Below are 11661 nucleotides of genomic sequence, written 5' to 3' on the forward strand. Positions count from 1 at the left end.
CGGAGCAGCGCCGCATTTGGTTGCGCGAGGCTGCCAGAATGGTGAACGGGAGCTTGGGCCAAAACCTCAGCCGTCCGCGACCTCAACCTGATCGCCGACACCCTCGGTCTTGCCGCTGAGGCCGGGCACCTCGTCCAACTGGCGCAGGCTGGTGAAACGCCCGCGCTCTTCCCGGTAGCGGACGATCTCATGCCCATGGCCCTTGAGGGCGGGCACGGCGTCCAACTCGGCGGCCGTGGCCGTGTTCAGGTCGATCATGGAGGCCCCTTCGGTTGCGGCCTCGCCCAACGCCGGTGGCCGATCCCCGTTCCGGTGAGATCGTTCGTTGCAGACCGGTGTGCCGCGGCCAACGATCCCCCGGTCCAAACGGCCTCCAGCTCTTCTTGAAGCCGATCGAGACGCTGAAGGGCGATCGTTTCTCCCCACACGCTGACCAGCGCCGGGCCGGAAGCCGTCCTTCGAAGGGGAATGCCGATTGCGGTTCGACGCGGCGCATCGCTTCGAACATCGGCCCTCGACTTTCGGGAAGGCCGGCGCGGTACGGCACGCGCGGCGCCGGCCCGAACAGGAAGGCGGCCGTCAACTGTCGCGGCCGCCCGAGACCAGCCGGTGCAGCTGCTTGAGGGCGAGGTCGTGCCCCGCATCCAGGGAGAGCGGCCCCACGAAGCCCCCGTCCCGGTCCATCATGTAGACCATCAGGGCATGTTCCAGGGTGAAGCCGCCATCCGGCAACGGCACCCGCTTCACCTCGGCGCGATAGGCCTGCGTCACCTGCGCGATCGCCTGCGGGCTCCCGGTCAGGCCGGTGATCCGCTCGCTGAACGAGGCCATGTAGTCCCGCATGATCTCCGGCGTGTCCCGCTCGGGATCGACGGTGATGTAATAGGCGCGGATGTCGCCGCCCTCGCGCGCGAACCGGTCGAGCAGATTGCCGAGATCCGCCAGGGTCGTCGGGCAGACGTTCGGGCACTGGGTGAAGCCGAAGAACACGAGGTAGGGCTGGCCCTTGAGGTCGCGCGAATCGAGCACGCCGCCCTTCGAGGATTCGAGCCGGAACGCGCCGCCCACCACGGAGATCGGCGGCGGCTTCGGCCCCCACGGCAGGAAGACCACCGTCGTCCCGATGATGGCGGCGAGCCCGAGGGCGAACAGGGCGAGGATCAGGCCCCCGCCCCGCTGCGGCCCCCGATGGGGGCCATCGGCGGGCTCAGTGGGCATGGTCGTGCCCCTTCTCATGCCCCTTGTCGGGCCCTTTGGCCGCGATGCCCTCGACGACGAACTCGACCGGCACCGTGCCGGCCCGCTCGAAGGTGAGGGTGCCGGCGATCCGCTCGCCCTGCTTGAACGGCTGCTTCAGATCGAGAAACATCAGGTGGTTGCCGCTGGGCGCGAGGGTCACCGTGCCGCCGGGCGGGATCTCCAGGCCGTTCGGAAGCGGCGCCATCCGCATCACGCCGCCCTCGCTCGACATGCTGTGCATCTCGGCGCGACCGGCCGCGGTCACGCTCGCGCCGGTGAGGCGATCCGGGCTGTTCCCCGTATTCGTGACGGTGAGATAGCCCGCCGCGACCTTGGCGCCGCCGGGCGTGGCGCGGCTCCAGGGATGGCCGACCTTGAGGGGACCGGCCGCGTAATCGTGGGCCGAGAGCGGTCCCGCCGAAAGACCCGTGAGGGCAAGGCCAAGGGTGATGCTTCGTGCGAGGGCCGGCAGCGGGAGGGCGGACAGGCGCATGGTTCGTCTCCGATGGTGAAGGTCCCGGACGCGGGGCTCGGCGCCGGGGCGTGGAGGCTGAGGGACAGATAGGGAGCCCCGCCGATCGACGGGGCTCGCCGGGCCGGACGCGGCGTCGCACGCCGCGCTCACATCAATGGTGATGCTGATGACCGCCGGATTCGGGGGCTGTCGCGCTGGGGGCCTGGGCACCGATCGGAGCCACCGCGAAGGTCACCGGAACGGTGCCGGCTCGCTCGAAGGTGAGCGTGCCCGACACGGTCTCGCCGGCCCGCAAGGCTTCGGTCAGGTCGAGGAACATCAGGTGCAGCCCGCCGGGCTTCAGCGCGACGCTCGCGCCGGGGGCAATCGTCAGGCCGCCCTCGACGGGGGCCATCTTCATCACCCCGTTCTCCGTCGACATCGTGTGAATCTCGCCGCGCCCGGCGCGGGCGATCGTGGCGCCGGTCAGCCGGTCGGGCTCCTCCGAGCCGGTGTTGCGCAGGGTCACGTAGCCGCCCGCGACCTTCGCCCCGCCCGGCGTCGCGCGCAGCCACGGGGTCTCGATCGCGAGCGTGCCGGCCTTGGTCTCGGCGCTCGCCCCGGTCTCGGACTTCGCGGGTGTCGTGGGGGCGGGTGTCGCGGCGGTCGTCTGAATTCCCGGCGCCGGGCTCTTGGCGGCCACGATCCGAACCGCGGGCGCCGGATTCTTGAGCGCACGGGCATCCTGCCCCTGCGCCGGGATCTCGCTCCACCGCGTGCCGCCCCCGGGGCAATCCTGCTCGACCGGGAAGTAGATCGTCGCCCCCGGCTCGAAGGCGTCGGAGACCCGGGCGAAGAAGGTGAACTCGTCGACCTGATCGTCCGGCAGGCTGCCGCCGCTCCACGTGATCGTGGTCACACCCTCCGTGACGGTCCCGTGGAAGGACGGGTAGGGCTTGGCATAGGCCGACCGCGTGGTGGCGATGGTCCAGCCGGGCTTGGGCATCGGCTTGGCGCCGGTCACGCCCTCGGGGATCGAGACGCTGACACGGGTGGTCGGCTGGCCGTCGCAGCCATGCATGATCTGGACGACGCCGCGATAGGCGGCGTTGGGCGCGGCCTCCTTGCGCTCCAGCAGGGCATGGGCCGAAGCGGCGGACGCGAGAAGCGGGACGAGGAGGAGGGCGGCGACCGGCAGGGCGGTGCGCGGATGGGCGTGGAACATGGCGGGATCCGAAAGCTGACAGCGAGGGCCGCGCGATCCGGGCTGCCGGCTCGGCAGGGGAGGGCGCGGCGGGGCGGGGTCCCGAACCGGTGCGCGGGCGGCATCGGCTTCCGGGAGCGGTCGCGGTCAGGCGAGCGGAGGCGCGCGGGCGTCCGCGAGTCGAAGAGGCGAGGCGCGGGATGCCTGCGCCGTGCGGCCCCGCCAGCCGGGCAAGGCCGCCTTCTCCGCCGTCCAGGCGACGAAGCCCGCAGCGGCGGGCGGTGGGGCGGCGGACGGAGCATGACCCGCCGCCGTGCAGCAGGCGGCGTGGAACGCCCTCGGGACGGGCTTGCCGTCCGGGGCCTTGTCGATCCCGTCCGGCGCGGCGGCGCAGAGAAGGCCGGGCGCGCCCGCGACCGGCAGGGTCGCGATGCCGCCGAGCAGCGCCTGGAGTACCAGCGCGTAGAGCGCGACGACGGCCGTGAGCGCGCGCAGGCAGCGCGGCGCGCATCCCGTCCGGTCGCGGCTCTTCGTCGGCATGAGCCGAGAAGTAGAGCAGCCGCGTGCGGGCCGCCAGCGGATTCGCGGTGCTCGAAGGTTGGCGGGGAACCGAGCCACGTGGCCCGCGCGCGTCAGGGCGAGAGCCACGTGCGCCACGACACCCGCGGCGCCACAATATGGCCCGGAACGGCATGGCTTCTTAACGTTGAGACCGCAACAACGTCGGCACGAGGACTTGGCGGGACTGTTGTCCCTGCCGATCCGACCGAACCGCACCTTCATCCAGAGCCCCGGATCGATGCTGCAGACCGCGCGCCCCACCCGCTCCCTCGCCTTCGCCCTCGCGGCCGCCACGCTCCTCGCCGGGCCGGCTTCCGCCCGCGAGCCGGGCTTCGCCCAGGCCGAATGGGCGCAGGACTATTCCTCGCCCTCGACCATGCAGGTCACACGGTCCTCGACGCCGATCCTGTCGCCGCAGACGGTCGCCGCCACCGAGGCGATGGCCGAGAAGTACCACGCCATCGTCGCCCGCGGCGGCTGGCAGCCGGTCTCCGGTGCGGCCGGCCTGCGCATCGGCTCCCGCGGTGCGGCGGTTGCCGCCGTCCGCCAGCGCCTGATCGTGACGGGCGACCTCGACGCCAATGCCGGCGGCGCGGGCGTCTACGATTCCTACGTCGCGGCCGGCGTGAAGCGCTTCCAGGCTCGCCACGGCCTGTCGCAGACCGGCCAGATGAGCCCGGCGACCCAGGCGGCGATGAACGTGCCCGCCGACATCCGCCTGCGCCAGCTCGAGACCAACGTGATCCGCCTGCGCTCCTATTCGGGCGATCTCGGCCGGCGCTTCGTCATCACCAACATTCCGGCCGCCCTGGTCCAGACGGTCGAGAACGGTCAGGTCGTGACGCTGCATGCGGCCGGTGTCGGCAAGATCGACCGGCAGTCGCCGATCATGAACACCAAGGCGGTGGAGATCAATTTCAACCCGACTTGGACGGTCCCGGCTTCCATCGTGAAGAAGGACCTCATCCCGAAGATGCAGAAGGATCCGAACTACCTGTCGGACAACAAGATCCGCATCCTCTCGGGCGGCCAGGAGATCTCGCCGCGTTCCGTGAACTGGAACTCGGACGAGGGCACCCGCTACACCTACCGCCAGGATTCGGGCGCCGACTTCAACTCGATGGGCGTGGTGCGCATCAACATCCCGAACCCCTACGGCGTGTTCATGCACGACACGAACACCCGCGGCGTGTTCGGTGATGATTTCCGCTTCATCTCCTCGGGCTGCGTCCGCGTGCAGAACGTGCGCGAGTACATCACGTGGCTTCTCAAGGACACGCCCGGCTGGGACCGCGCCGCGGTCGAGCGCGCCGTCGAGGGCGGCCAGCGCATCGATGCCCGCCTCGCCCAGCCCGTGCCGGTCTACTGGACCTACATCACCGCCTGGGCGACCCCGGAGGGTACGGTCCAGTTCCGCGACGACATCTACAAGCGCGACGGCGTGAATGTGCCCTCGACCATCGAGGCGCCGACCCCGGTGGCGAGCGCCGCCGCGACCCAGCCCGAGACCTTCGAGCCGGGCGACGAGTAAGACCGTTCGCGACGCAGACCGATCCCGGCCCCCGGCCGGGATCGGCTTTTTTTGCGTTGTGGCGTCCCCGTGGGACCCGAACGTAGCCTCCGCGACGATGAAGGTTCGCTCGCAAACGGGCAGAGACACGGCGCGCGGCGTGGGGGCGTCTAACCCCCCGGTCCCGGCAGCCCGTGACGGCAATCTTCATGAACCCCGCTGCGACCTGAGAGCGAAGTGCGAGGCTGGTAGCCCGCAAACGGCGCGATCAGGTTCGTCGATTCCCGGCCTTGTCGACCGTCCCGAGGGTCGGCGACCGTCTATCCGTCTCATCCCGTCGCCTCGGCCACATCGGGCTTCCCCCCATTGGCGGAACCGTCCATCCATGTGACCTGGCGCACATCGCTTCGGTCCGGTGGAGCCGACGCGGATTAAAGGCGAAGGTGCCCGCGTTAACTCGACATGGTGCCAGATCGCATGCGCTCGAAACGCCCCGAAATCGTCGATCTCCTCGTGCCGTTGCGGCGCTACGCCCGCTCGCTCACGCGGGATGCGATCAAGGCGGACGACCTCGTCCACGACACTCTCGTGCGGGCGCTCGAATCCCGGGCGAATCTGCGGCCCGACACCAATCTGCGCACGTGGATGATGACGGTGCTGCACAACGTCTTCATCGACGAGCAGCGCCGCAAGCGGGTCGAGGCCCGGCATGCCGACGTGCTGGTGCAGCTCTCCGACGACGTGGCCCCGCCGGCCCAAGAGGGTCAGGTGCGGCTGATGCAGATACGAAAGGCCTTCGAGAGCCTGCCGGAGGAGCAGCGCGCCGCGCTCCACCTCGTCACCCTGGAAGGCATGGCCTATGCGGATGCCGCGGATGTTCTCGGCATTCCGATCGGCACCCTGATGTCGCGGCTCGGCCGCGGTCGCGCCGCCCTGCGGGCCTTCGAGGAAGGGAGCCGCAAGTCCCGCGGCTCGGCGAGTGCCTCGGACGAACCTTCCGAGCGAGGGCCGCCGCGATTGCGCCTTGTCGGTCGGGAAAGCGCGGCCTGAACCGGCGTTTACCGAGTATGAGCGGGCGACGCGCCTCGGAGGTGGGGGGCGGGCTCAGGAGAGGCATCGAGCCAGAAGGTCGAAAGTCTTGGCTGGCAGAAAGGACAATCGGAGTGGGCTGATGGTCGACCCGATCACGCAAACCGATCTCATTGCCTATATCGATGGCGAACTCGACCCGATGCGTCGCGTCGAAGTCGAGGCCCATCTCGCGCGCCATCCGGAGGACGCCGTCGTCGTGATGGCGGATCTGCGCGATCGCGACGCCCTGCGTGAGGCCTTCGCCGAGCCCACGACCAACGGACCCGAGCGCCTGCGCTCCGGCGCCCGCCGCATCGACCGCGCCCTGGCCTGGCAGCGGGTCGGCAACCGTCTGCGCCGTGCCGCCGCCATCGTCGTGCTGGTGGGAGCCGGCTGGCTGGCGCATACCGAAATCGGGACCTTCGGCGTGCCGAACTCCATCGCTTCGCCCATCGATCCTGCCCTGGCCGAGGAAGCGCAGCAGGCGCGCGAGGCGGTGCAAATCCGTGCTCGCGCGGTCTCGCAGCGGGCAACCTCAGCCTACGACACGGCCGACCTTGAAGCCGCTACGGGGGTCGATCTCCCGGACATGCCGAACGGCTGGGTCGTCCGCGACGTGCAGATCTTCCCCGGTCGGCACGGCACGGGGGTCGAGATCGAGATCGAGACCAAGGATCTCGGCGAACTCTCGCTCTTCGCCAAGCGCAGCAACGGCGCGATCGTTCCCGAGGGAAGCGAGCCGGTGGCGCGCTCGGGCGACGGCGCCACCGCCTACTGGCGCAACGGCCACACGGCCTATGCCCTCAGCGGTCCCCGGGACGATCCCGGCCTGCACGCCGCCGCCGCCCGTCTCGCCGCCGTCCGGCACTGAGCCGACACATCGAACGCGGCCGATGGAGGCCGCGGCCGGTCACTCTTGCGGGAGTGCCCCTACCCATCGCTAACCGTACGCATTATTCATGATGCGTCCGTTGCAGCCTCGGGTTCATGCGCCTCTTCGGCCTCATCGTTCTGGCCCTTGCCGGCCTCTACGGCCTCGCCGTCCTGTCGCTCGCGCTGGGGCAGAGGCGGCTGATCTATCCCGGGGCATGGATGGCGGCGCCGTCCATCGCCGGGGCGGTCGCCGGAACCGAGACGATCACCCTCCGCACCTCGGACGGCCAGAGCCTGCATGCGCTCTGGCGTGCACCGCGGCCAGGCTGCGGCGTCGTGGTGAGCTTTCACGGCAATGCCTCGTTCCCCGAACCCCATGCCCAACGGTTCTCCGAAGGGGTGTGGCGACAGGGCGGCTGGGGCATCCTGGCGCCGACCTATCGGGGTTACCCGGGCTCCACCGGCCGTCCGAGCGAGGACGGCCTGATCCGCGACGGGGTGGCCGCCTATATCGCGGCCGCGGAGCGGGCACCGGGCGCCCCAATCCTGCTGCACGGCCATTCCCTCGGTGCCGCGGTCGCCGTCGCCGTGGCGGAGCGGGCGCCCCATCTCGGCCTCTACCTCGAAGCGCCGTTCGACTCGCTGAGCCATCTGGTCCACCTGCGGTTTCCGCTGGCGCCGACTCGCTGGCTGCTCGCCGATACCTACCGCTCCGACCAGCGCATCGCCGGCCGCACCGAGCCGGTCCTGATCGTCCAGGGGGTGGAGGATCCGGTGGTGCCGGCCAAGCTCGCCCGCCGCCTCGCCGACGCGGCGGGCCCGCAGGCCGAATTTCTCCTCATCCCCGGGGATCACATGTCGATCCTGGGGGAGGCCGACGCCCGGGCGGAAGCGCAGTTCCGCGCCCGGCTGGAGGGCCGTTGCGCCAGCGTGCCCGCTACGGCGGCGGTGCCCGACCCGGCTCAGCCATAGGCCCGCAGCGGCGCCGCCTCCAGCGCCTGCAGCGCCATGCGGTAGGTCATGTCGTGGGAGGACAAGGTGTCGGCGATGAAGCGGTCGAGGGCCGTCATGCCGCGCGGCGTCAGGCCAAGACCGGTCTGGGCGGCGCGAGCGACGAGGCCGTGTTCCTCCCCCGCCGCCAACACGTTGCGGACATGCGAGCGGGAGAAGCCGAAGCGTGGCCGCAGCCCGGCAAGATCGCCCTCGCGCACCGGCGCCGTGGGGGCGGTATGGGTGGCTTCCCACAGCAGCAGCAACACCCGCACGCCGTTGTTCATGGAATAGAACGGCAAGAGGTCGGTATTGGCCGCCAGGAAGCGCCCGATGACCGGAAACATCGTGGTGGAGGCGCCGCGCTGCGCCCGTTGGAAGGCCGGATCGCGGGTCAGGGCAAGCCCGTATCCGGTTTCGGGATAGAGCAGCCGGAGCGCACCGTAATAGGCGGCGAGGACCTCGCGGTCCCAGGCCAGAAGGGCTGCGGTGGGGCGCAGCAGGCGCACCCGCCCGTCCGCGGGCGAGCGCTCCATGGTGAGGTAGCCCGTCGCGACGAGGCGGGCGACGATCTCGTCGATCTGCCGCGGGCTGGTGAGGCCGAACACCGAGACGGATTGCTTGAACCGCGCGAGGGTCGGCCATGTCGCGCGATCCGCCGGATCGAACACGGCATCGTTGCAGATGATGGCGCCGAGGGCGGCGACGCGGCCCGCGGTGCTCTGCCAATGGCCCGGCAGGACGGTGAGTTCGTAATGCGCCATCGTGGTGGCGATGTAGACGGGCCGCATCTGCGCGAAGCCCGGATGGGCCAGCACTTCGCCGGTGGTCCGATGGTCGATCTCCGGGATGAAGCGTCGGAACAGGGAATCGTCCGGCTCGGCCGCCTTCCCATCCTCTTCCTGGTTCTGCTGCACGTGTCGTCTCGTCGCCCCCGCCGGAAGGGTGGCGAACCGTCGTCTCGCGTCCTGCCGGGCGGCTCGGCCAAGCAAGGCGGACAGCCGCCGCGACGCGAACGCCGCGGCAGCGTCACTGTTCCCCGGGGCGCGTTCGAACGTCCCCGGGGATTCCTGAGCGGTCAGGGATTCTTGCGCCCACGGTGATCCGGATCGACGCCGCCTTCCGGGGTCGTCTCGTTCTCCACATCGCCCTCGAACGTCGAGTCGGCCTCCAGATCCGCCGGGTCGGTTCCGGTCAGACCCCTGGACTGGCCGATGCCGGGATTGCCCTTCAGGTCGGCATCGGTCGGCGTGTCCGTCTTCAGATGCTTCGACATCGCGGATCTCCTTGTCGCGTGAGACCGGGCAACCGCATCCGGCCGGCGCCGTTCCAGGCTGCGATGTCGCGGTGACCTCACAGGACGGCGGACAGAACCTCGTCGAGGGTCACCGTGCGTCCCGCCTCGCGAGAGAGACGCAGCAGGGTGGATTGGCGGAAGCGCGGGTCGGCGGTGACTTCCCGGCCGAGCCAGCCGGGGGTGGAGAAGGCCTGCGCCTCCTCTTCCAGTTCGACCTCGGCCAGGATCATGCCGGCGAGGGCGCCGCCGTAGACATCGACCTCCCAGACGAGGCCGCCATGGAGCACCCGGTGGCGGGTTTTCTCGATCAGGCAGGTGTCGCAGACCAAGCGCAGCATGGCCTCCCCGTCCGCCCAGGGGATCTCGTACTCGAATTCCGGCCGGCCGAGGCCCTTGCGCTCGCCCTTGACGGTGAGGAAGGCGCGCTCGTCGTCGAGCCGCACCCGCACCTTCCCGTTCTCGAATTGCCCGATCAGGCCGTCCGTCAGCCGCCGCCGGCCGATCACGCCCGCCTTCCAGCCGTCATCGACGACCAGAAACTTCCGCTCGATCTCGAAACGCATCACAGGTGGTTCGCTGGATGACGGAACCGGCCCGCCTCCTTCAGCCGGATCCGACTAGGGCAAAACCCGATTGTGCGCCATCCGGTGCCGAGCGCCCGGCGAATGCGGCCGGCGCGGGGCTTGCCGCCCGGCCGCCGCTCAGCGCCAGAACGGCTTGGCATCGATCAGTTCCGCATGGGCCTCCGCGGCCTGCTCGAGCAGATCCGCGCTCCGGGCCTCGATATCCGCGGCGGTCATGCCGGCAGCGAACAGCGTCGAGGCGCCCGCCTCGATACCTCCCTCCCGCACGACCTCGTCGCGCACCACGTCGTGGGCGGTGGCGATATCGTTGAGGGCGCCGAGTTGGTCCTGCAGGCCCGACAGCGCCTTCCCGAAGGCGGCGTGGCGCCGGGCGGCCTTGCGGCCGGGATAGAGCGTCGCGAAGAATTCCGCGCCGTAGCGCAGCTTCTTGGCGGCGATCCGCACCCGGTGGCGCTCCTCGGGGCTGAGGCGGTCGAGATGGCGGCCGCGCTTCTTCACCTGTCGGCGGCGGCGATCGAGTTCGCGGTCGGCGAAGTCGCGGGCCGGCTCGTCGCGGCGCACCGGCCGGTCGCCGCGTTCGTCCCGCAGCCAGGGGCCGGCATTGATCCAGCCGATCAGATCCAGCAACAGCGAGCGCCACGCCTCGGAATCGAGCAGAACTTCGACCTCGGCATAGGCCTTGCCGCGCGCTTCCTCCAATTGCCGCTCCAGGCCGAGAAGGCCGACCTCGTCGGGATGGCGCTCCCGCTCGGCCGGCAGGGTCGTGCTGAGGAAGACGTCGAGGTTGCGCGCGCGTCCCAGCGGCTCGGTCATCCGCTTCAGGTCGGCCTGCAGCCGCTCGCCCATCGCGTCCTCAACCAAGTCGCCGAACAGCGAGAAGGCCGAACGCAGGCGCCGGATCGCCACCCGCATCTGGTGGAGCGCGCTCGCGTCCCGCCGCTCCAGCAGGATCGCCTCGTTGAGCCGCATGTGGCGCAGACAGGCATGCGCGATGGTCCGGAAGGCGTCGGCGGCGGTCGCCTCTTCCCGCAGCGGCACCGGCTCCGCCTTGTGGACGCGATCGATGTCGCCGGACGCCAGGGCGTAGCCCCGCTCGGCCTTGGTGCGCACGCCGAGCCGCACCGGGACCAGGGCGCCGACCGCGTGGGCCAGGGCGAACAGGTCGCTGGCCTCGCCGTCCTTCAGTTCCAGCTCGATCTCGCAGATCGGTGCGATCCTGTCCCCGGCGGCGGGCGCCTCGACGCGGCCGACATCCAGGGCGATCTCGATCGTGGAGCTGCCCTGCCGCACCAGGAAGGTCTTGCGCGTCACGGCAGTGGTGAAGAGCGGCTCCAGCACGGCATCCCGTTCGAGGATGTCGGCGAGTGGCGTGTCGGCCAACAGCCCGAGATCGGGTTGCGCGCCCGCGATCGGGTGCTCCCATTCGGGCCGCGCGAACAGGCCGTCGCCCTCCGCCTTGAGGGTCTGGACATGGCGGTCACCGATCCGGCGGACCCGCAGACCGAGGCCGCCCGCCCGCAGAGCCCGGTCCGGCGTATCGTAATAGACCGAGGCGAGTTGTGCCTCGCCGCGCTCGGAGGCTTCCCGCAGCAGCGGATGGTCTTGCAGCTGGGCGATGTCGGACACCTCGCATTCCAGCTTCAACTCGATCTCCCGCGGCTCGCTCATCCGGTTCGTCCCGATCCCTGTTCCGTGTGTCTTCTGCCGCGGCGCGGCAATGCCTTCCACCTCGCTCAACGCGGCAGGATGCGGATTGGATCGGGTGCGCGACCCGGCTCCGTCCACGCCCGGCCCGACCGACACGAGACGCGCCGCGCGGCGTCGGGGAGACGGCTCTATCGGGAACTCATGACGAAGAGATCGCCATCGGGCCTCACC

13 protein-coding genes are annotated in these 11661 nt (G+C 70.5%); 4 read left to right on the forward strand and 9 right to left on the reverse strand.

Annotation, left to right across the window (positions count from 1 at the left end; genetic code table 11):
* Positions 1–66: 66 nt before the first annotated feature.
* From OWC43_RS07580 to OWC43_RS07600, 5 genes are all read right to left on the reverse strand, one after another.
* Positions 67–258, reverse strand: coding sequence for a helix-hairpin-helix domain-containing protein (locus tag OWC43_RS07580; protein WP_137829520.1), 192 nt, complete (start codon positions 256–258; stop codon positions 67–69).
* A gap of 321 nt (positions 259–579) precedes the next feature.
* Complete coding sequence (locus OWC43_RS07585; RefSeq protein WP_393956235.1) at positions 580–1218, reverse strand: SCO family protein; 639 nt, start codon at positions 1216–1218, stop codon at positions 580–582.
* Positions 1208–1732 (reverse strand): copper chaperone PCu(A)C, encoded by a 525-nt coding sequence (locus OWC43_RS07590; RefSeq protein ID WP_393956236.1) that lies wholly within the window; start codon positions 1730–1732, stop codon positions 1208–1210. The genes OWC43_RS07585 and OWC43_RS07590 overlap by 11 nt, the downstream gene beginning before the upstream one ends.
* Before the next feature lie 133 nt (positions 1733–1865).
* Positions 1866–2918: a DUF1775 domain-containing protein gene (locus OWC43_RS07595; protein ID WP_393956237.1), complete on the reverse strand. Its 1053-nt coding sequence runs from the start codon at positions 2916–2918 to the stop codon at positions 1866–1868.
* A 126-nt stretch (positions 2919–3044) separates the two neighbouring features.
* Positions 3045–3437 (reverse strand): hypothetical protein, encoded by a 393-nt coding sequence (locus OWC43_RS07600; RefSeq protein WP_393956238.1) that lies wholly within the window; start codon positions 3435–3437, stop codon positions 3045–3047.
* A gap of 259 nt (positions 3438–3696) precedes the next feature.
* Between OWC43_RS07600 and OWC43_RS07605 the strand changes: the two genes are divergently transcribed.
* From OWC43_RS07605 to OWC43_RS07620, 4 genes are all read left to right on the forward strand, one after another.
* Entirely contained in the window at positions 3697–4989 is a 1293-nt protein-coding gene (locus OWC43_RS07605) for a murein L,D-transpeptidase (protein ID WP_393958513.1), read from the forward strand.
* Between the two features lie 456 nt (positions 4990–5445).
* Complete coding sequence (locus OWC43_RS07610) at positions 5446–6018, forward strand: sigma-70 family RNA polymerase sigma factor (protein WP_137829525.1); 573 nt, start codon at positions 5446–5448, stop codon at positions 6016–6018.
* 121 nt (positions 6019–6139) lie between these two features.
* Positions 6140–6910: an anti-sigma factor gene (locus OWC43_RS07615; protein ID WP_137829526.1), complete on the forward strand. Its 771-nt coding sequence runs from the start codon at positions 6140–6142 to the stop codon at positions 6908–6910.
* Between the two features lie 116 nt (positions 6911–7026).
* Complete coding sequence (locus OWC43_RS07620; RefSeq protein ID WP_393956239.1) at positions 7027–7884, forward strand: alpha/beta hydrolase; 858 nt, start codon at positions 7027–7029, stop codon at positions 7882–7884.
* Here the strand turns inward: OWC43_RS07620 and OWC43_RS07625 are convergent.
* From OWC43_RS07625 to OWC43_RS07640, 4 genes are all read right to left on the reverse strand, one after another.
* Positions 7875–8819, reverse strand: a complete 945-nt coding sequence (locus tag OWC43_RS07625; RefSeq protein WP_393956240.1) for a hypothetical protein — start codon at positions 8817–8819, stop codon at positions 7875–7877. The genes OWC43_RS07620 and OWC43_RS07625 overlap by 10 nt on opposite strands.
* A gap of 161 nt (positions 8820–8980) precedes the next feature.
* Positions 8981–9178 carry a hypothetical protein gene (locus OWC43_RS07630; protein ID WP_137829529.1) on the reverse strand — a complete coding sequence of 66 codons (198 nt, stop codon included), beginning with the start codon at positions 9176–9178 and terminating at the stop codon, positions 8981–8983.
* Positions 9179–9255: 77 nt separating this feature from the next.
* Positions 9256–9762 (reverse strand): CYTH domain-containing protein, encoded by a 507-nt coding sequence (locus OWC43_RS07635; protein ID WP_137829530.1) that lies wholly within the window; start codon positions 9760–9762, stop codon positions 9256–9258.
* A gap of 138 nt (positions 9763–9900) precedes the next feature.
* On the reverse strand, positions 9901–11451 hold the full coding sequence (locus OWC43_RS07640; RefSeq protein WP_137829531.1) for a CYTH and CHAD domain-containing protein: 1551 nt from the start codon (positions 11449–11451) through the stop codon (positions 9901–9903).
* Between the last annotated feature and the right edge of the window lie 210 nt (positions 11452–11661).

It is taken from the genome of Methylorubrum sp. POS3 (genome assembly GCF_043352485.1).
GTDB classification, from domain to species: Bacteria; Pseudomonadota; Alphaproteobacteria; order Rhizobiales; family Beijerinckiaceae; genus Methylobacterium; species Methylobacterium suomiense.